Below are 19902 nucleotides of genomic sequence, written 5' to 3' on the forward strand. Positions count from 1 at the left end.
TTCATCAGCTCTCTTCTATATCCAGCAACAGGTCTTCCAGCGCTTCACGATAGTCACCGGGCTCCTGCCAGAGGCCGCGCTGCTGGGCTTCGAGCATACGCTCGGCCATATCGCGCAGGGCATCGGGGTTATGCTCGCGGATGAAGTCGCGGGTCGACGGATCAAGCAGGTAGGCATCGGCCAGCAGTGCATATTGGTGGTCGTCGATCAGTTCGGTGGTGGCATCGAACGCAAACAGAAAGTCCACGGTCGCGGCCATCTCGAATGCGCCTTTATAGCCATGACGCTTGACGCCTTCGATCCACTTCGGATTGGCCGCACGACTGCGGATTACCCGGTTCAGCTCTTCTTTCAATGTACGGATTTTAGGCAGGTCCGGCTGGCTGTTGTCGCCATGGTAGCTGGCGGCTTTCTGGCCGCTCAGGCTTTCGGCGGCCGCCAGCATGCCACCCTGAAACTGGTAGTAATCGTTGGAGTCCAGCAGGTCATGCTCGCGATTATCCTGGTTCTGCAGCACGGCCTGAACCTGCGTCAACCGGTGCGCAAACTGCTGCCGGGCAGGCGTGCCTTCATCAGCCGCGCCGTAGGCATAACCGCCCCAGTTCAGATAGACCTCGGCCAGATCGTCGCGGCTCTGCCACAGACGCCCGTCGATGGCACCTTGCACGCCAGCACCGTAAGCACCGGGCTTGGCGCCGAAAATCCGCCAGCCAGCCTGTCGCGCCGCTTCGTCTTCGCTCAACCCGGTTTCCTGCAAGCTGCGGCGCTCCTCACGAACACGAGCGGCCAGCGGATTCTGGTCGTCCGGTTCATCGAGCGCGGCTACGGCCTGCACAGCGGCATCGAACAGGCGGATCAGGTTGGCAAAGGCATCACGGAAGAACCCGGATACTCGCAAGGTCACATCCACACGAGGCCGGTCCAGCAGACTCAGGGGTAGAATCTCGAAATCATCGACCCGCTGGCTACCGGTCGCCCAGACCGGACGCACGCCCATAAGGGCCATGGCCTGGGCAATATCGTCGCCACCGGTGCGCATGGTGGCCGTACCCCAGACCGATAGGCCGAGCTGGCGCAAGTGGTCGCCATGATCCTGAAGATGGCGTTCCAGCAACAGGTTGGCCGATTGAAAACCTATTCGCCAGGCCGTGGTGGTCGGCAGGTTGCGCACATCCACGGTAAAGAAGTTGCGGCCCGTGGGCAGCACGTCCAGCCGCCCGCGACTCGGCGCACCGCTCGGGCCGGCCGGCACGAATCGGCCACTCAGGGCATCCAGCAGACCGCGCATTTCTTCGGGTCCACAGGCATCCAGGCGCGGGGCGACCACATCGCGAAGGCTGTCCAGAACCAGTGTCAGTTCAGGATGATCCGGCAGATCTTCAATCGCCTCTTCTTTCACGATGCGCTCGATCAGAATCGCGGCATACAGCTCAAGCCGCTCCCGGGTATCGCCCGTGGTGCGCCATGGGTCGTCACTCACTACCAGCAAGACGGACGGACGCGGACCGTTCCAGGGCTCGGCCAGCTCGCAATCCAGCGGATCGAAATCCAGCGCCAGAGCCTTGGCCAGCACCCGCAACAGGCTCGACTGTGCACCACGGCCATCGCCACGGGGAATGCGCAGCAGTGCCAGCAGCGTGTCGATGCGCAGACGGCCTTCCGGGGATTGGCCGAAGACATGCAGGCCATCGCGGATCTGCGACTCCTTCAAATCACACAGATAGGTGTCCAGACGCGGCAGCCAGATTGCGGCATCGGCGTCGCTGTCGATGGAGTCGTCCAGCGCCAGTTCCCGGTCGATACGGGTTTCACGCACCAGCTTGAGAATGTCTCGTTGCAGTTCCTGCGCCCGGCGCGGGTCCAGCAGTTGCGCTTCGTAGTATTCGTCGGCCAGCAGCTCAAGATTACGCAACGGGCCGTAGGTTTCGGCACGAGTCAGGGGCGGCATCAGGTGATCGATGATGACCGCCTGGGTACGGCGCTTGGCCTGGGCACCCTCGCCCGGATCGTTGACGATAAAAGGATAGATATTCGGCATCGCGCCCAGCACTGCATCAGGCCAGCAGTCTTGAGACAGACCGACGCCTTTGCCTGGCAGCCACTCCAGGTTGCCATGCTTGCCCACATGCAGCACCGCGTGGGCGCCATACGCCTTGCGCAGCCAGAAGTAGAACGCGAGATAACCGTGAGGCGGCACCAGATCGGGGTCGTGATAGACCGCACTGGGGTCCACCTGATAACCACGGGCAGGTTGAATGCCGACAAAGGTCAGGCCAAAGCGGATACCGGCAATCATCATCCGCCCGCTGCGGAACATCGGGTCGTTCTGCGGCGCGCCCCAGCGTGCATTTACCGCATCGCGACTGGCCTGGGGCAAGTCTTCGAAGGCGTCAAGGTACTCGTCCAGTGCCATGCTTTGCTGGCAAGGGCGCAGGTCGATGCTGTCCAGATCGTTGGTGACGCCACCCAGCAATTGCTGGATCAGCGCAGTGCCGCTTTCGGGCAACAGTGCCAGCGGATAGCCCTCGTCCTGCATGGCGCGCAGGATATTCAGCGCCGCCGCAGGCGTGTCGAGCCCTACCCCGTTGCCGATCCGGCCATCGCGGGTCGGGTAGTTGGCCAGGATCAGCGCCACCCGCTTGCTGGCATTGGGCAGTAGCGCCAGTTCGATCCAGCGTCGAGCCAGTTGCGCGACGAAGTCCATGCGCTCGGGATGGGCGCGATAACACACCACATCCGACTGGCTGCGCTCGCTGCGCCAGGCCAGATCCTTGAAGCTGATGGGTCGGCTGATGATCCGCCCGTCCAGTTCCGGCAAGGCAATGTGCATCGCCAGATCCCGCGCCCCGAGACCTTGCTCGCTGGCCTGCCACGCGGGCTGGTTGTCCTGGGCGCAGATGGCCTGGATCACCGGCACATTGCGGCGAAACGGTCGCAGATGCGGCGCTTCCGGGCTGGACTGGGCAAAGCCCGTGGTATTGAGGATCAGCCCGGCTTCGACTTCATCCAGCCAGTCCTCGACCCTGGTCAGGCAACCCGGCTCCTTGAGGCTGGCCAGCGCGATGGGCAGAGGGTTAAGCCCTTCGGCTTGCAAGCGCTGGCAGAACACATCGATAAATCCGGTATTGGCCGCCTGCAAGTGGGAGCGGTAGAACAACAGCGCAACCACCGGCTGCCCCGGTATCCAGTCTGCCTGCCAGTCCGGCAGCGTGGCCGTCGCTTTGCGCGGATGATAGATGGCCGTGCGTGGCAGTGGCTGAGGCTCACCCCATGGGTAATCGCGCTCAAGCCAGCTGCTGGCCATGCAACGATAGAGATCCAGCGCATTCTGCAAGCCGCCCTGACGCAGGAACTGCCAGAGCCGGTCCCGGGCCTCGGCAGGCACGGTGCTCAGGTCGCTCAACTCAGGATCGGGACGATCATCTCCCGGTACCAGAATCACCTGCACGCCACATGCGGCCAGTTCCATCAAGCGCTCGACGCCATAGCGCCAGTAGCCGATGCCGCCATGCAGGGAAATCAGAATGACCTTGGCGTGGCGCAACACTTCATCGACGTACAAATCCACCGAAGCGTGGTTCTGCACCTGCATCGGATTGGCCAGCCGCAGACTCGGGTAATCGTCAGGCAGTTGTTGCGCGGCTTCGGCCAGCAGGGCCAGGCTCGAATCGCCGCTGCAGAGAATCACCAGCTCGGCCGGGGTCTGCCCAAGGTCGGCAATGCTGTCGTCGGGTACGAAACCGCCCGGCTGGGTTCTCAGTAAATGCATGGATCAGCCAGCAATCGCAGCATTGAGTTGCGCTTCCAGCGCCACGGCGTCCAGCTCCTGGCCGATCAGTACCAGATTGGTGATGCGCTCTTCATCGGCACGCCAGGCGCGGTCGAAATGCTTGTCGAAGCGCGTGCCCACGCCCTGGATCAACAGGCGCATCGGCTTGCCTGGAATCGCGGCGAAACCTTTGACCCGCAGAATGCCGTGCCTGACCACCAGTTGCGTCAGGGCATCGAGCAGCAGGCTTTCGTCGGCCTGAGGCAGCTTGATGGAAATCGAATCGAAAGCATCGTGATCGTGGTCGTCATGATCTTCATCGTCGTGATGGTCATGGTGAGTCTTGCGACCGTCGATGTGCAGTTCCGACTCGGCACCGATGCCCAGCAACACGTTGATCGGCAGACGGCCACTGCTGGCTTCGATGACCTTGACCGCTGGCGGCAGTTCTTCGGCGACTTCGGCACGTACCGCCGCCAGACCTTCGGCGTCGATCATGTCGGCCTTGTTGAGGATCACCAGATCAGCGCTGGCCAACTGGTCAGCGAACAGTTCATGCAGCGGGGATTCGTGGTCCAGATTCGGGTCGAGCTTGCGCTGGGCATCCACCTGATCCGGGAAGGCGGCGAAAGTACCGGCTGCAACGGCCGGGCTGTCCACGACCGTGATAACGGCATCGACGGTGCAGGCATTACGGATTTCCGGCCACTGGAAGGCTTGGACCAGCGGTTTTGGCAGCGCCAGGCCCGAGGTTTCAATGAGGATATGGTCCAGGTCACCACGACGGGACACCAGCTCACGCATCACCGGGAAGAACTCTTCCTGCACCGTGCAGCACAGGCAACCATTGGCCAGCTCATACACCCGGCCAACAGCTTCCTCTTCGCTGCAACGGATGGTGCATTGTTTGAGGATTTCGCCGTCGATGCCCAGTTCGCCGAACTCATTGACGATCACTGCGATACGACGCCCTTCGGCGTTATCGAGCATGTGCCGCAACAGGGTGGTCTTGCCCGAGCCCAGGAAGCCGGTAACGATGGTGACGGGAAGTTTGGCCAGTGTTTTCATCAGATGCCCTTTGGCAATACGGCGGGCAAGCAGGACGAAAACCGTGCGCTGCGCACGGATCGATTCGCCACCGGATCACCCCGCCCGGTTGTAGTGAGAATTCGTGGGCCAGCGGCCCGGTTCGAGGCAGGTCTCCTGGCTTACGGCGGCGTGTCGGCAGGACAGGCATTCATCGCGCCTTCCCGCTCGCGCAGTGGCCATGCAATGAAATCACCGTTTACAGTTGCGGGGGCAGCTGCGGCTTGGACCGCATTCCCGTCTTAGCCCGACCTTTTGCACAAGGTCGAGAACCTCAAGTGCGCAAGGCTACGCAGAGGTCGAAGGCAGGTCAATCGTTCAGATTGACGTTCACGGGCCGCCATGCTCTCCTACACAACTTGTTACGGGTGCCCCTCACGGGGTGAAACGGGAAACCGGTGCGCTCATTTGTCCATGAGTCAGTCCGGTGCTGCCCCCGCAACGGTAAGCGAGAGAGGATCAGAACCACTGTGCCACGGCATGGGAAGGTGATCCCGAAGGCGTCGAGGCTGAATATCGACACCCCTCGCGAGCCCGGAGACCGGCCCGATACTGACTCAATGACACACCCGCGGTGGGCGGGCGCAGTTGAAGCCTTCTGACCTCCGTCAGCAGGTTCCTGTGCGCATGCCCGCCTGTCGAAACCAGAGGGAAGCGCCATGTCCACCATCAGCAGCAGCCAGTCGAGCACCACCACTTCCACCCAGGCCCAACGCCTGACCGCCGCTATCAGCGCTGCGATTCTTGGTGCCTGCCTGGTGTATTTCGCCGGTTTCTCGCACATTGCCGCCGTTCACAACGCTGCCCACGACACCCGCCACAGCGCTGCCTTCCCTTGCCATTGAGACCTGACGCCATGTTCAAGCGAATCATTCAGACGGCAGGTTTCAGCGGTCTGCTGGCGGCATTGCTGTTGACCCTGCTGCAAAGCTTTTGGGTTTCGCCCCTGATTCTTCAGGCCGAAACCTTCGAAAAGGCACCCGCCGAGCACGTGCATGAACATGACCACGCCAATGCTTCCGCAGGGCACAGCCACGACGAAGAAGCCTGGGAGCCGGAAGACGGCTGGCAGCGCATTCTCTCCACGACCGGCGGCAATCTGGTGGTCGCGGTAGGTTTTGCCTTGATGCTGGTGGCGCTCTACACGCTGCGCGCACCGGGTCGTACTTCTCAGGGCGCGTTGTGGGGACTGGCCGGTTTTGCGGTCTTCGTCCTGGCGCCGACACTGGGCCTGCCACCGGAATTGCCGGGGACAGCGGCTGCCGACCTGAACCTGCGCCAATACTGGTGGATCGGGACTGCGGCCTCCACGGCGGCGGGTCTGGCCTTGATCGCTTTCGGCCAGAACTGGCTGCTCAAGATGCTGGGAGCGGCCATTCTGGTGGTTCCGCATCTGATTGGCGCGCCACAACCCGTGACCCACGAAAGCATGGCCCCTGAAGCCCTTGAATCGCAGTTCATCCTGGCTTCGTTGCTGACCAACGCGCTGTTCTGGGTCGCTCTGGGCCTGATCAGCGCCTGGCTGTTCCGTCGCAACAATGCCGACCTGCACGCCTGATCACGGCACCGGGCAATCCGGCCCTGCCCTTGTGGCAGGCCTGGGTTGCCAGCGCGGCTGCCGGGCAGCGAGCCTGCTGGAACTGATCGAAAGCAGCCTGAAAGCCCACGGTCTGGAAATCGGGGCCATCACTGCCTTCGCCTCCATCGACCTCAAGCAGGACGAACCGGGCTTGCTGGAGTTGGCCAAACAGCTGTCCGTACCGCTGATATTCTTCAGCGCGTCACAAATGGCAGAATACGAACCGCAACTGACCCACCGCTCGCCAACGGCGTTCCAGCACACGGGCTGTCACGGGGTTGCCGAAAGTGCAGCGCTGGCACTGGCCAGCCAATTGGGCAAAAGCCCGGCAACACTGGTGATCCAACGCCAGAAAAACGCCCGGGCAACCTTTGCCCTGGCAAGCAGTGCCGATAATACGTCGCTCATTAATACCGCTTGATTCAGGAGATTCCATTGACCGTCTTTTTCATCGGCGCAGGCCCTGGTGATCCGGACCTGATCACCGTCAAGGGGCAGCGACTGATCCATAGCTGTCCGGTCATCATTTATGCCGGCTCACTGGTGCCAGTGGCAGTGCTGGATGGCAATCGTGCCATTCAGGTGGTCAACAGTGCCGAGTTGCATCTGGAACAGATCATCTCCTTGATGAAATCCGCTCATGAACAGGGCCGGGATGTGGCCAGGATTCACTCCGGCGACCCAAGCCTGTATGGCGCGATTGGCGAACAGATTCGCCGCCTGCGCGAGCTGGGCATTCCCTTTGAAATAATTCCCGGTGTAACGGCCACGGCTGCCTGCGCAGCCTTGCTGGGCACCGAACTGACGTTGCCGGACATTTCCCAGAGCGTGATCCTGACCCGCTACGCCGACAAGACCTCGATGCCCGCTGGCGAGGAACTGGCAAATCTGGCCCAGCATCGCGCCACCATGGCCATTCACCTGGGGGTCAACAATCTGCAGAAAATCGTGGAAGAACTGATACCGCATTACGGCGCGGACTGCCCGATAGCCGTGGTCCATCGCGCAAGCTGGCCGGATCAGGACTGGGTGTTGGGCACCCTGGCCGACATTCACGACAAGGTGCTGGAGAAGGGATTCAAACGTACGGCACTGATTCTGGTCGGCCGTGTACTGGCGGATGATACGTTTGGCGAGTCATCGCTGTATCGCGCCGGGCATGCGCATTTGTTCAGGCCTTGATGGGTGTTCGCGAATAAATTCGCTCCTACAGGAGCGAATTTATTCGCGAATGAACGCGCGAAGAAAACACTCAGTAGTAAGCGTTTTCTTTCTGGGTATGGTCAGTCACATCACGCACACCCGACAGTTCAGGGATACGCTCGAGCAAGGTACGCTCGATACCTTCCTTCAAGGTGACATCGGCCTGACCGCAACCCTGGCAACCACCGCCGAACTGCAGGACGGCGATATTGCGCTCTTCTTCCTCGATCACGTCGATCAGGGTCACCTGACCGCCGTGGCTGGCGAGCCCCGGGTTGATCTCGGTTTGCAGGTAGTAGTTGATGCGCTCGTTGATCGGGCTGTCGGCATTGACCATCGGCACTTTGGCGTTTGGTGCCTTGATGGTCAGTTGCCCACCCATGCGGTCCGTGGCGTAATCGACAACGGCGTCATCCAGAAAGGCTTCGCTGAAACCATCGATCCAGGCCGTGAAGCTCTTGAGGCCAATGGCCTTGTCTTCAGGTTTTTCTTCGCCCGGCTTGCAGTAGGCAATGCAGGTTTCAGCGTACTGAGTGCCAGGCTGGGTGATAAACACGCGGATGCCGATACCTGGAGTGTTCTGCTTTTCCAGCAGATCGGCCAGATAATCGTGGGCAGCATCGGTAATAGTGATAGCGGTCATGAACGTTCCTCGCAGACTTGCCGGCAGTTTACGCCAATCGGATGCGCATACAAAGTCCTAGTGTTTTTGTCAGGAAAGCGCAACGACGCCTCTTCCTTCCTGACGAGCATCCAGACTGCGACGCATCCGGTGATACAAGCCCTTCTCGATCCACTCGTAACTGCACCATGCTCCGATGGCGATGATCGGCACGCAGAAGGCAAATACCAGATACGGGTTCAAGGCAAAGCGCTGGGCCATGAGCAGGCCGCCGTAAAGCACCAGCACATGCAGCAGATAGACCGAATAGGAACAATCGCCCAGGGTCTTGAGCAAGCGGTTGCCGCGCAAGTAGGGTTCAAGGGAGATGGCGCAGAACACGATCAATGCGCTTGGCAGCCCCCAGTTCAACAGGCGCTGCTCGTTGGTCAGGTGATGAATCACCAGCATGGCAGCCACTATCCCCGCCAATGGCATCCACAACCCTTCCTTGATCCAGCCACGACGATAGAGCATGCCGATGCCGATCCCCAACAGGAACTCGTAGACAATGTCGTTACCGTAGAACCGGCTGATCAGGCCGCTGCGGGCCAGAATTTCGGTCACGGCAAAGAGTGCTGCCGCGATGATCAAGGGCCTATGGCGCTGCTCGAACAGAAACACCATGGAGAACAGTACGTAAAACAGCATCTCGTAGTTCAGGGTCCAGCCGACGTTCAACGTGGGATACAGGCCGTAACCGCCGGGGTTTTCCGAGGGAATGAAAAACAGCGAAAGCAGGAAGTTCTGCCAGCCGATCACCTGATGAGGCAACCAGGGCGCCGCAACCAGCAGCAACAACCCCATGGCGGCGGTGTACAGCCAGTAGGCAGGAACGATACGGATCAGACGGTGCAGGATGAAACGCCCGGCGGGCATGTCGCTGTTATGGGTCGAGAGGTAGATCACCAGCCCGCTGATGACAAAGAAGATATCGACGCCCACTGCGCCCTTTGAAACAAAGAATTCGCCAACGGGACCGCTGGCCTTGAAATCGAAAAAAATCTGCATGAAGTGATGACACACAACAACCCACGCGGCGAAAGCCCGTAAAGCCTGAACCGAAATCAACATCCACAAAACCTCTTGTCACCTGCCTTTTCAACCAAGCCCGACACTCGAAGGGAGCCGGACGCGCATGGGGTCGGACAGTGAGATGACAAAAAAGATCAGGAAAATCCTGTTTCGTTCAGGAAACAGTAGTGGCCGCAGGCCACGACTTACATGGCCCGCAACGACTCCTAGAGGTTTTCGTAGCGGTTCATATCCAGCACACCACCCTCTCGCGGCTCGGTCTCCTGGATATAACGATTGATGTCATGGAAATAGGTCCAGAACAGCGGATGGGTCCGCCGCACACCCCAGCGCTCCACGACCTTCTCGAACCCGGCCTGATCCTTGACCTGCTGCATGGTATCGACGAAAGCAGGCACTTCAGCGGCCGGGATATTGAACATGAAGTTGGGATAGCTGCTGAGCACGCCCGGGTAAATGGTCAGGGTGTCCAGGCCCGGCTGATAGCGATAGGACTCACCCAGCAGGAAGGCCACGTTACTGTGAGCGCGGTTGCGCAGCATGCTGTACATCATGCGTTTGCCGCTGGCGTCTTCAACACGCAACATGGTCGCTTCGGGCAACTGATCGATAACCTTGAGGCCCGCAGCAGGCCGTGAAACCAGTCGACTGAGGGATTGCTCTGCCTGGGAAAAAGCCGGGCTGATGCCGGGCCGAGAGCAATAGGCGCCCTGGCAGCGGTTGATCGGGTCCGGCGCGGCATTGAGCGTACCGGAGCGCTGAATCAACTGCCGGGCGAAGTCCTGACGAGGATGATGCCCGTCGAGCTTCAGGCCGCTGGCCGTATCGTCATCGATACGCTGGTAGTCCAGCCACATCTTGAACTTGCCAGAGTCCTGATACAGGTCGCCCAGCATTTTCTCGCGCTTGTCAGCCGGCATCAGGCGCAGGAAGTTGATTTCCGCACCATTGCGAATCAGGTCGAAATAAAGCCGGGTCTGCGCCTGATGGGAAATGTTGCCGTAAACGTCGAAGTTCACCGCGAGCTGGTAATAGGTGCGTTCCAGCAGCGGATAGTCGAATAACCACAGCGAATGCGGCACATCACCAATCAGCCCTTTGGTCACCGAGGCGCTGTCAAAATGGCGGAACACCGTCAGCAGCGAATTATCGTTGCCGGCCCACAGCGTCGACCAGCTCGGTGGCGTCATGCTGGCGTAGCTGTCACGGCGCAGGTCTTCATAGGCGTTGCGGCGATCCCTGTAAGAAAGCCACAAGCTCAGAATACTGCCGACCTGATCGTTCTGCCCCGGCATTGCCAGCAACGGTGTTGCCTGCCCGCGATACTGGGCATCGGTGATGTAACGGTCATGGCCCGGCTCCTGGAACAACACCCAGAAATGATCACGGATCACGTCGGTCGCAATCTGGCCACGGCATACCGGCCCGCGGATGAAGGTGCGTACAAAGTATTCAGCGTTATCGAGCATGAACTGATAGCGCGCCTGTGCCGGAATCGCTTCGAAGGTCAGAAACGGATTGGCTCGATGCCCCGGGCCGTAGCCCGGCATTGCATTCACGCTCCAGCTGGAGCTGTAAAACAGGTCCTTGACCCGTTTGAGCTTCTGCGGGCTCATCGGGTAAGTGATATGGGTCTTGTGAACGATGACGCCCTGTACGGGAATCAACCGGTAATAGAAGTCATTGCCCGGATCGTCGTTGGGACGCCGGGTAGCAATCAGATCAACAGGCTTGCCGCTCGGGGTGCGCGAGCGTACCCACTGGAAGAAATGCCCGGTATCGCCGCCTTCAAAATAGACGTGGGCCAGAAACAGGTGCTCATACAGCCAGCGACCCACCAGCGCCTCTCTGGAGCCCCGACGATTGAGCAAGGCTTCCCATTCGGCAATCTGCGCCGCTTCGGCGACATTGGGCATGATGGGCTGTTGCTCCACCGGCGCACCGGCCGCCAGCCAGCGTTGCAGGGTCTGATACTCGGCATCGCTCAGCCCGGCCACTGCCAGCGGCATGCCTCCGGTGGGATGCGCCTGGGCATAGGCCGGGAACTCCCCCGGCAGCGGGCAGAGGTTTTCCCGGTTCAGGCCCAGCACGATATCGTCAGGGATCTTGCTGTTGGGAGGTAATGGCGCACTGTGCCCCAGCTCCAGCATGCGTGCCATCAGGGAAGCCTGGCTGCCCTGGGCATCGAGCACCGAATAGAAGTCCTTGCGCCGCCAGGCATCAGTGCCGCTGGCGTCGTAAAACAATCGGGTTGGCGTCATCGCAGTACTACGCTCACCCTGATAGACCGGCGTCTTGTTGGCCCCGCGACTCATGCCTTCGCCGCTGCCCAGGTTCAACTGACAAGGGGCATCGTTACAGGCATGGCAGGCCACGCACTTCTGGGTCAGGATCGGCTGGATATCCCGCACATAGGAAATATTCGGCACAGGTGATGCAGGCACCCCCTGAGCCTGGACAGCGCAGCACCACAACAGCAACACGAGACTTGGCAACAAGCGGTACGGCATATCCAGGGCCTTGAAAATTAAAAAACGCGCAATTCTACAGCGGATAACGCGGACCAACACAGCCTGAACATGAGCTATTTTCATGCAAAGCCGCCACCAACACCAAAACCGCTCCGGTTTGGTATTATCTCGACCTTTCTGTATCGACCTTTCCAAGGTAATCCCATGTCTGACCGCAGCGCCCGCCATCAAGCCTTTCTCAACGCTCTGAAACAGAGGATCCTGATCCTCGATGGCGGCATGGGCACCATGATCCAGAGCTACAGGCTCGAGGAAGAGGATTATCGTGGCAAACGCTTCGCCGACTGGCCAAGCGATGTCAAAGGCAACAACGATCTGCTGGTCCTGACGCGTCCCGATGTGATCGGTGCCATCGAGAAGGCTTATCTGGATGCTGGTGCAGACATCCTGGAAACCAACACCTTCAACGCCACCCAGGTATCCCAGGCCGATTACGGCATGGAAGCGCTGGTCTACGAGCTGAACGTAGAAGGTGCCCGTCTGGCGCGCAAGGTCGCCGACGCAAAAACCCTCGAAACCCCTGACAGGCCGCGTTTTGTCGCGGGCGTGCTCGGCCCGACCAGCCGCACCTGCTCCCTGTCGCCGGACGTGAACAACCCCGGCTACCGCAACGTGACCTTCGACGAGTTGGTCGAAAACTACACCGAAGCCACCCACGGCCTGATCGAGGGCGGCGCCGACCTGATCCTGATCGAAACCATCTTCGACACCCTCAACGCCAAGGCAGCGATCTTTGCCGTGCAAGGCGTCTTCGAGGAAATCGGCTTCGAGCTGCCGATCATGATTTCCGGCACCATCACCGATGCGTCGGGTCGCACCCTGTCGGGCCAGACCACCGAAGCCTTCTGGAACTCCATCAGCCACGCCAAACCGATCTCCGTCGGCCTGAACTGCGCCCTGGGTGCCAGCGACCTGCGTCCTTACCTGCAGGAACTGGCCACCAAGGCCAATACCCATGTTTCCGCGCACCCGAACGCCGGCCTGCCCAACGCTTTCGGCGAATACGACGAACTGCCCAGCCAGACGGCAAAAATCATCGAGGAATTCGCCCAGAGCGGTTTCCTGAACATCGTCGGCGGATGCTGCGGCACCACGCCTGCGCACATCAAGGCAATTGCCGAAGCCGTATCGGGCTACGCGCCGCGCCAGATCCCGGATATTCCGAAGGCCTGCCGCTTGTCGGGCCTTGAGCCGTTCACCATCGATCGTCAGTCGCTGTTCGTCAACGTCGGCGAGCGCACCAACATCACCGGCTCTGCCCGCTTCGCCCGCCTGATCCGTGAAGACAACTACACCGAAGCCCTGGAAGTCGCCCTGCAGCAGGTCGAAGCCGGTGCCCAGGTGATCGACATCAACATGGACGAAGGGATGCTGGACTCGAAGAAGGCCATGGTGACCTTCCTCAACCTGATCGCAGGCGAACCGGACATCTCTCGCGTGCCGATCATGATCGACTCCTCCAAGTGGGATGTGATCGAAGCCGGCCTCAAATGCATCCAGGGCAAGGGCATCGTCAACTCCATCAGCATGAAGGAAGGCGTCGAGCAGTTCATCCACCATGCAAAACTCTGCAAGCGTTATGGCGCGGCAGTGGTAGTCATGGCGTTCGACGAAGCCGGTCAGGCCGACACAGAAGCGCGCAAGAAGGAAATCTGCAAACGCTCCTACGACATCCTGGTCAACGAAGTCGGCTTCCCGCCGGAAGACATCATTTTCGACCCGAACATCTTCGCCATCGCAACCGGCATCGAAGAACACAACAACTACGCTGTGGACTTCATCAACGCCTGTGCCTATATCCGTGACGAACTGCCCTACGCCCTGACTTCCGGCGGCGTTTCCAACGTATCGTTCTCGTTCCGCGGCAACAACCCGGTGCGCGAAGCGATTCACTCGGTGTTCCTGCTGCATGCGATCCGCAACGGCCTGAGCATGGGTATCGTCAACGCCGGTCAGCTGGAGATCTACGACCAGATCCCCGCCGAGCTGCGCGAGCGTGTCGAGGACGTGGTGCTCAATCGCACCCCCGACGGCACCGACGCGCTGCTGGCGATTGCCGACAGCTTCAAGGGCGACGGCAGCGTAAAAGAAGCCGAAACCGAAGAGTGGCGCACCTGGCCGGTGAATCAGCGCCTTGAACACGCGCTGGTCAAAGGCATCACGACCCACATCGTCGAAGACACCGAAGAATCCCGCCAGTCCTTCTCGCGCCCGATCGAAGTAATCGAAGGCCCGCTGATGTCCGGCATGAACGTGGTGGGCGATCTGTTCGGCTCCGGGAAAATGTTCCTGCCGCAGGTGGTGAAATCCGCCCGCGTGATGAAACAGGCCGTAGCACACCTGATCCCGTTCATCGAACTGGAAAAAGGCGACAAGCCCGAAGCCAAGGGCAAGATCCTGATGGCCACGGTCAAGGGCGACGTGCACGACATCGGAAAGAACATCGTCGGCGTGGTACTGGGCTGCAACGGCTATGACATCGTTGACCTGGGCGTCATGGTGCCTGCCGAGAAGATCCTGCAGGTGGCCCGTGACGAGAAGTGCGACATCATCGGCCTGTCCGGCCTGATCACGCCGTCGCTGGATGAAATGGTCCATGTTGCCCGGGAAATGCAGCGCCAGGATTTCCACCTGCCACTGATGATCGGCGGCGCCACCACTTCCAAGGCCCACACCGCCGTCAAGATCGAGCCCAAGTACAGCAACGACGCCGTGGTGTATGTCACCGACGCCTCACGTGCCGTGGGTGTAGCCACCCAGTTGCTGTCCAAGGAGCTGAAAGCCGGTTTTATCGAGAAGACCCGCCGCGAGTACGTTGAAGTCCGCGAACGCACCTCGGCCCGCAGCGCACGCACCGAACGCCTGAGCTACGGCGCGGCCGTGGCGAAAAAGCCGCAGTTCGACTGGAGCAGTTACGAGCCGGCCAAACCGACCTTCACCGGCACGCGCATCCTGGAAGATATCGATCTGGACGTGCTGGCCGAATACATCGACTGGACGCCGTTCTTCATCTCCTGGGACCTGGCAGGCAAATACCCGCGCATCCTCACCGACGAAGTGGTGGGTGAAGCCGCCACCACGCTGTTTGCCGATGCCCAACAGATGCTGCGCAAGCTCATCGACGAGAAACTCATCAGCGCCCGTGCGGTATTCGGTTTCTGGCCTGCCAACCAGGTCAATGACGATGATCTGGAGGTCTACGGCGAAGACGGTCAGCCACTGGCGAAACTGCATCACCTGCGCCAGCAGATCATCAAGACCGATGGCAAACCGAACTTCTCCCTGGCCGACTTCGTGGCGCCCAAGGACAGCGGCATCACCGACTATGTCGGTGGCTTCATCACCACCGCAGGCATTGGTGCCGAAGAGGTGGCCAAGGCCTATCAGGACAACGGCGACGACTACAACTCGATCATGGTCAAGGCTTTGGCCGACCGCCTGGCCGAAGCCTGCGCCGAATGGCTGCACCAGCAGGTGCGCAAGGAATACTGGGGTTACGCCAAGGACGAGCATCTGGACAACGAAGCGCTCATCAAAGAGCAATACGTGGGTATCCGGCCTGCTCCCGGCTATCCGGCCTGCCCGGATCACACCGAGAAAAGCACCCTGTTCGCCCTGCTCGACCCGCTGCCTGAAGGCACGCCGATCCATACTCCGGGCAAGAGCGGCGTACTCCTCACCGAGCACTATGCCATGTTCCCGGCAGCAGCCGTCAGTGGCTGGTACTTCGCCCACCCGCAGGCGCAATACTTCGCCGTGGGCAAGGTCGACAAGGATCAGGTCGAAAGCTACACCGCACGCAAAGGTCAGGACCTCAGCGTGACCGAGCGCTGGCTGGCGCCCAACCTGGGTTACGACGAGTAATCCGTCGCCTGCCGCCTTTCCATGGACGCATCGTCGCTCATGGAAAGGCGGCGTTGGCTATGCTGCAAGTGACCCGATCACTTGAATGCCGGTCAGCGAGGGCTTATGGACGATCCATCCGATGACTCGCCAAAAGACCAGAGCAAACCGCCAACCTTCTGGCAAATGCTGCACAGCATCATGGCGGCAGCCTTTGGCGTGCAAAGCAACAGGAATCGCCAGCGCGACTTCACCCACGGCAAACCAGCCCACTTCCTGCTGCTGGGCCTGCTGTTTACGGTTTTCTTCGCCCTGACCCTGTTCGGTATCGTGCAACTGGTGCTTTATTTCGCCTCGGGATGAACCAGCGGCAGCATGTTTTTCAGGGCAAACGGCGAATCATCGCCCACCGGCTCACGACTGAATGCCTGTTTGTCCAGGTAGTAGCGCTCGACTTTCGCCGCCTCCAGAAAACGCCTGGCATCATGTCGCTCGACCAGCTCCAGCACGCGGACACAACGGTCGCCGATTCGCGTGCGGGTCTTTGCGTCAGCCATCTCATAGTCATTCAACAGAAGCATCGCCCAGCCGCCAATGGTGAAATGCCCTGTCGCCACCACGCTCAGATGACCATTCAGCTGTGCCTGCAATGAAATCTTCGTGCCGTTAATGGCACTGAAAAGGATGTCCTTGCCCGGCTCCCCGCCACGCTCGCGCAGGGCGTCCATGGCACCGAAAGCCATCTGCTCGTTGGCAGACCAGATCAGGCGAATATCCGGGTAACGCTTGAGCAGTACACGCGCCTGCTCCTGCGCCCGGTCCCGACGCCAGCCACCCAGCACGATCTGGCGCAGATGAACCTGAGGAAACTCGGTAAGCGCACGGCGCATTCCGCGCTCTCGCTCCAGGGAAACCGGCGTGGAGTTGGTTCCGGAAAACGCCAGCATCTCGATGGGCTTACCCTCGGCGAGCCCCGGATAAAGGCTGATCAGCCGCTTTGCCGTCAGATAGCCGCCCTCCTCGTCATTACCGATCAGGCTGCCAAGGAAATTGGGGTAGCGCGCAGGAAGATCACCGAGAATTCGCACCTGATCCTCGGTCAGCGTGTTGTTGACGGCCAGCAGCTTGACGCCACTGCCCTCGGACAGACGCAACACCTGGGGTGCCACGTTCAGCTCATTGGAAAACACCAGATAGTCGGGACGTTCGCCATTGCCCTGCAGCGCTTCTCGCGCCATGGACAGCAATTTCCGGGTGTCGCGATCGGTGTACAACACCTTGAGCGACATGCCGGTGCCTTCGGCAGCCGACTGCATGACACGGGCATAACTTAGCCAGTAGCCATCGTCCGCAAAGCCCGGGCTTAGAAAAACGACTGAAGCGGCCAGAAGCGAACCGCTCCATGTGCTGGCAAGAATGATCAGGCAGCGGCAGATAAAACCATTCATATTCACAAAGCCTTGGAGCAGCCAAGCAATGAATGGTTATCGGCCGTCCTCTGCGAATACTGGAGAGCTGCGCAATCTGTCTTGCAGAAAGTCAGGCAGCGGCTATTGCCCGCTGACCCAGAAAACAGCAGCGCCTACTACCAATAGAATGATGAAAGAAATAGCCCAGGCATCCACATGGCTATCGGACCGGGTGGTCTTCGGGTGCTTGCTCATCGCATCGCCTCTTGTCGGTTTTATAGGTGATTGCATATGAAAAAATCAGTTCGCGCCCTCATCAGGCATCGATAGGCACTGAGTAAAGTCGATAATTTCCCACACGGCAAGCAAGGTCATAGGGCCAGCGGATTTTGCTTATCGCTTTTAACGATTTGCATATATATAAACATCACTTTTACCGATATCAGCAAACTGTTATCTTCGCCGCGCTCCGTAGGGAGTGCGCGACCGTGCGCGCAGAATTGTCTAGATGGCGCAAGGCTTGGCAAGCGAAGGCTGACTGTGTTGACAACAGTCGTGTTTGACGCAGCAGCCCTTGCTTCATTACGAAGCCTGAGAACAGGACCTATATGTACGTATACGACGAGTACGATCAGCGGATCATCGAGGACCGCGTCAAGCAGTTCCGTGACCAGACCCGACGCTATCTGGCGGGCGAACTGAGCGAAGAAGAGTTTCGACCGTTGCGCCTGCAAAACGGTCTTTATGTCCAGCGTTTCGCGCCGATGCTGCGCGTTGCTGTGCCTTACGGCCAGCTGACGTCGCGCCAGACGCGCATGATGGCCAAGATAGCCCGTGATTACGACAAGGGCTATGCGCATATCAGTACCCGCCAGAACGTACAGTTCAACTGGCCAGCCCTGGAAGACGTGCCGGATATTCTGGCCGAACTGGCTACCGTGCAGATGCACGCCATCCAGACCAGCGGCAACTGCCTGCGCAACGTGACCACCGACCAGTTTGCCGGTGTTGCCGCCGACGAAGTAATTGACCCGCGCCCATGGTGTGAAATCGTTCGTCAGTGGACCACCTTCCACCCGGAATTCGCCTACCTGCCGCGCAAGTTCAAGATTGCGATCAACGGTTCGAAAAGCGATCGTGCCGCCATTGAAGTACACGATATCGGCCTGGAGCCGGTATACAACGCTGCTGGCGAGCTGGGTTTCCGCGTGCTGGTCGGTGGTGGCCTTGGTCGTACTCCGGTGGTTGGCGCCTTCATCAACGAATTCCTGCCATGGCAGGATCTGTTGAGCTACCTGGACGCCATCCTGCGGGTCTACAACCGCTACGGTCGTCGCGACAACAAGTACAAGGCCCGGATCAAGATTCTGGTCAAGGCACTCACGCCAGAAGTCTTTGCCCAGAAGGTCGACGCCGAAATGGCTCACCTGCGCGGCGGCCAGACCACTCTGACCGAAGCCGAAGTGCAGCGCGTTGCCAAGCACTTCGTCGACCCGCAATACAAGGCCCTCAGCGACCAGCACGACGAGCTGGCTGCCCTGGACGCTCAACACCCTGGCTTCGCCCGCTGGCGTACCCGCAATGTCCTGGCCCACAAAAAGCCGGGCTACATTGCCGTTACCCTGTCGCTCAAGCCTACCGGCGTTGCTCCTGGCGACCTGACCGACAAACAGCTGGACGCCGTTGCCGACCTGGCCGACCGCTACAGCTTCGGCCAGCTGCGCACCTCCCACGAGCAGAACATCATTCTGGCCGACGTCGAGCAATCGGAGTTGTTCACTCTCTGGAACGAACTGCGCGAAGGCGGCTTCGCCACGCCGAACATCGGCCTGCTGACCGACATCATCTGCTGCCCTGGCGGTGACTTCTGCTCCCTGGCCAACGCCAAGTCGATCCCGATCGCCGAATCCATCCAGCGCCGCTTCGATGACCTGGACTACCTGTTCGACATCGGCGAACTGGACCTGAACATTTCCGGCTGCATGAACGCCTGCGGTCACCACCACGTCGGTCATATCGGCATTCTGGGCGTGGACAAGAAAGGCGAAGAGTTCTATCAGGTTTCCCTCGGCGGCAGTGCCAGCCGTGATGCAAGCCTGGGCAAGATCCTCGGCCCGTCCTTCGCTCAGGACGTGATGCCGGACGTGATCGAGAAGCTGATTGACGTCTACGTCGAGAAACGCACCGAAGACGAACGCTTCATCGACACCTATCAGCGTATTGGCATTGACCCTTTCAAGGAGCGCGTCTATGCAGCGAATCATTAAGAACAACGAAGTCATCGACGAAACCTGGCACCTGCTGCCCAAGGAAACGACCTTTGACAGCCTGTCCAACTGCGATGACCTGATCGTCCCGCTGGCACTGTGGCGTGAACATGGCCATGCACTCAAGGCCCGCGATGGCGGCCTGGGCGTATGGCTGGACAGCGATGAAGAAGCCGAGGAAATCGGCGAACACGTCGATGAGTTTCAGGTCATTGCCCTGAACTTCCCGGCGTTCACCGATGGCCGTAGCTACTCCAATGCACGCCTGCTGCGTGATCGCTATGGCTACAAGGGCGAATTGCGGGCAATTGGCGATGTGTTGCGCGACCAGTTGTTCTACCTGCGTCGCTGTGGCTTCGATGCTTTTGCCGTGCGCGCCGACAAAGACCCGTACGACGCCCTCGAAGGCCTCAAGGACTTCTCGGTGACCTACCAGGCCGCCACCGACGAGCCTCTGCCGCTGTTCCGTCGTCGCTGACGGGCAGTGTTTCGCGAATGAATCCGTGTGGGAGCGAATTC

Annotated in this window: 14 protein-coding genes and 2 riboswitches; of the genes, 8 read left to right on the forward strand and 6 right to left on the reverse strand. The window is 60.0% G+C overall.

Annotated features, from left to right (window positions below; all coding sequences use genetic code 11):
• Window positions 1-4: 4 nt before the first annotated feature.
• Together cobN and cobW are read right to left on the reverse strand one after the other, a co-directional pair.
• Entirely contained in the window at window positions 5-3769 is a 3765-nt protein-coding gene (gene cobN / locus K5D32_RS14815) for a cobaltochelatase subunit CobN (protein ID WP_221600767.1), read from the reverse strand.
• Between the two features lie 3 nt (window positions 3770-3772).
• Window positions 3773-4837 carry a cobalamin biosynthesis protein CobW gene (gene cobW, locus K5D32_RS14820; protein ID WP_221600769.1) on the reverse strand — a complete coding sequence of 355 codons (1065 nt, stop codon included), beginning with the start codon at window positions 4835-4837 and terminating at the stop codon, window positions 3773-3775.
• A gap of 107 nt (window positions 4838-4944) precedes the next feature.
• Window positions 4945-5147: riboswitch (cobalamin riboswitch) on the reverse strand.
• A gap of 57 nt (window positions 5148-5204) precedes the next feature.
• A riboswitch (cobalamin riboswitch) is annotated at window positions 5205-5420 on the forward strand.
• A 94-nt stretch (window positions 5421-5514) separates the two neighbouring features.
• On the opposite strand from cobW, the gene K5D32_RS14825 reads away from it, so the two are divergent.
• Genes K5D32_RS14825 through cobM form a run of 4 tightly spaced genes read left to right on the forward strand, consistent with a single transcriptional unit; the run spans window position 5515 to window position 7616 of the window.
• The gene (locus tag K5D32_RS14825; RefSeq protein ID WP_025259880.1) at window positions 5515-5700 is read left to right on the forward strand and encodes a CbtB-domain containing protein; all 186 of its coding nucleotides are present in this window, start codon (window positions 5515-5517) and stop codon (window positions 5698-5700) included.
• A gap of 11 nt (window positions 5701-5711) precedes the next feature.
• On the forward strand, window positions 5712-6413 hold the full coding sequence (locus K5D32_RS14830; RefSeq protein ID WP_221593703.1) for a CbtA family protein: 702 nt from the start codon (window positions 5712-5714) through the stop codon (window positions 6411-6413).
• The gene (locus K5D32_RS14835; RefSeq protein WP_221593702.1) at window positions 6394-6855 is read left to right on the forward strand and encodes a cobalamin biosynthesis protein; all 462 of its coding nucleotides are present in this window, start codon (window positions 6394-6396) and stop codon (window positions 6853-6855) included. The genes K5D32_RS14830 and K5D32_RS14835 overlap by 20 nt, the downstream gene beginning before the upstream one ends.
• A gap of 14 nt (window positions 6856-6869) precedes the next feature.
• A complete protein-coding gene (gene cobM / locus K5D32_RS14840; RefSeq protein WP_221593701.1) occupies window positions 6870-7616 on the forward strand; it encodes a precorrin-4 C(11)-methyltransferase in 747 nt (248 codons plus the stop codon).
• A 70-nt stretch (window positions 7617-7686) separates the two neighbouring features.
• Here the strand turns inward: cobM and nfuA are convergent, their stop codons facing one another.
• From nfuA to K5D32_RS14855, 3 genes are all read right to left on the reverse strand, one after another.
• Entirely contained in the window at window positions 7687-8280 is a 594-nt protein-coding gene (nfuA, locus tag K5D32_RS14845; protein ID WP_025259876.1) for a Fe-S biogenesis protein NfuA, read from the reverse strand.
• Window positions 8281-8349: 69 nt separating this feature from the next.
• The gene (locus K5D32_RS14850; RefSeq protein ID WP_025259875.1) at window positions 8350-9372 is read right to left on the reverse strand and encodes an acyltransferase; all 1023 of its coding nucleotides are present in this window, start codon (window positions 9370-9372) and stop codon (window positions 8350-8352) included.
• Window positions 9373-9539: 167 nt separating this feature from the next.
• The gene (locus K5D32_RS14855) at window positions 9540-11843 is read right to left on the reverse strand and encodes a fatty acid cis/trans isomerase (protein WP_221593700.1); all 2304 of its coding nucleotides are present in this window, start codon (window positions 11841-11843) and stop codon (window positions 9540-9542) included.
• Between the two features lie 165 nt (window positions 11844-12008).
• On the opposite strand from K5D32_RS14855, the gene metH reads away from it, so the two are divergent.
• Together metH and K5D32_RS14865 are read left to right on the forward strand one after the other, a co-directional pair.
• The gene (gene metH / locus K5D32_RS14860; RefSeq protein ID WP_221600771.1) at window positions 12009-15728 is read left to right on the forward strand and encodes a methionine synthase; all 3720 of its coding nucleotides are present in this window, start codon (window positions 12009-12011) and stop codon (window positions 15726-15728) included.
• Between the two features lie 105 nt (window positions 15729-15833).
• The gene (locus K5D32_RS14865) at window positions 15834-16070 is read left to right on the forward strand and encodes a DUF2970 domain-containing protein (protein ID WP_221577346.1); all 237 of its coding nucleotides are present in this window, start codon (window positions 15834-15836) and stop codon (window positions 16068-16070) included.
• Here the strand turns inward: K5D32_RS14865 and K5D32_RS14870 are convergent.
• Window positions 16052-17155, reverse strand: coding sequence for an ABC transporter substrate-binding protein (locus K5D32_RS14870; RefSeq protein ID WP_221593698.1), 1104 nt, complete (start codon window positions 17153-17155; stop codon window positions 16052-16054). The two genes, K5D32_RS14865 and K5D32_RS14870, sit on opposite strands and share 19 nt — an antisense overlap.
• Before the next feature lie 569 nt (window positions 17156-17724).
• Between K5D32_RS14870 and K5D32_RS14875 the strand changes: the two genes are divergently transcribed.
• Entirely contained in the window at window positions 17725-19383 is a 1659-nt protein-coding gene (locus K5D32_RS14875; protein WP_221593697.1) for a nitrite/sulfite reductase, read from the forward strand.
• Complete coding sequence (locus K5D32_RS14880; protein WP_216705650.1) at window positions 19367-19861, forward strand: DUF934 domain-containing protein; 495 nt, start codon at window positions 19367-19369, stop codon at window positions 19859-19861. The genes K5D32_RS14875 and K5D32_RS14880 overlap by 17 nt, the downstream gene beginning before the upstream one ends.
• Window positions 19862-19902 lie beyond the last annotated feature (41 nt).

The sequence above is a fragment of the Pseudomonas cichorii genome, from assembly GCF_019719005.1.
Taxonomy (GTDB): domain Bacteria; phylum Pseudomonadota; class Gammaproteobacteria; order Pseudomonadales; family Pseudomonadaceae; genus Aquipseudomonas; species Aquipseudomonas cichorii_E.

Excerpts from the sequence above, each read along its gene's own strand:
- K5D32_RS14880 (WP_216705650.1), top strand. The coding sequence starts at position 19,367 with ATGCAGCGAATCATTAAGAACAACGAAGTCATCGACGAAACCTGGCAC.
- K5D32_RS14830 (WP_221593703.1), top strand. The coding sequence starts at position 5,712 with ATGTTCAAGCGAATCATTCAGACGGCAGGTTTCAGCGGTCTGCTGGCG.
- cobN (WP_221600767.1), bottom strand. The coding sequence starts at position 3,769 with ATGCATTTACTGAGAACCCAGCCGGGCGGTTTCGTACCCGACGACAGC.
- nfuA (WP_025259876.1), bottom strand. The coding sequence starts at position 8,280 with ATGACCGCTATCACTATTACCGATGCTGCCCACGATTATCTGGCCGAT.
- metH (WP_221600771.1), top strand. The coding sequence starts at position 12,009 with ATGTCTGACCGCAGCGCCCGCCATCAAGCCTTTCTCAACGCTCTGAAA.
- K5D32_RS14835 (WP_221593702.1), top strand. The coding sequence starts at position 6,394 with ATGCCGACCTGCACGCCTGATCACGGCACCGGGCAATCCGGCCCTGCC.
- cobW (WP_221600769.1), bottom strand. The coding sequence starts at position 4,837 with ATGAAAACACTGGCCAAACTTCCCGTCACCATCGTTACCGGCTTCCTG.
- K5D32_RS14855 (WP_221593700.1), bottom strand. The coding sequence starts at position 11,843 with ATGCCGTACCGCTTGTTGCCAAGTCTCGTGTTGCTGTTGTGGTGCTGC.
- K5D32_RS14865 (WP_221577346.1), top strand. The coding sequence starts at position 15,834 with ATGGACGATCCATCCGATGACTCGCCAAAAGACCAGAGCAAACCGCCA.
- K5D32_RS14850 (WP_025259875.1), bottom strand. The coding sequence starts at position 9,372 with ATGTTGATTTCGGTTCAGGCTTTACGGGCTTTCGCCGCGTGGGTTGTT.
- K5D32_RS14825 (WP_025259880.1), top strand. The coding sequence starts at position 5,515 with ATGTCCACCATCAGCAGCAGCCAGTCGAGCACCACCACTTCCACCCAG.
- K5D32_RS14875 (WP_221593697.1), top strand. The coding sequence starts at position 17,725 with ATGTACGTATACGACGAGTACGATCAGCGGATCATCGAGGACCGCGTC.
- K5D32_RS14870 (WP_221593698.1), bottom strand. The coding sequence starts at position 17,155 with ATGAATGGTTTTATCTGCCGCTGCCTGATCATTCTTGCCAGCACATGG.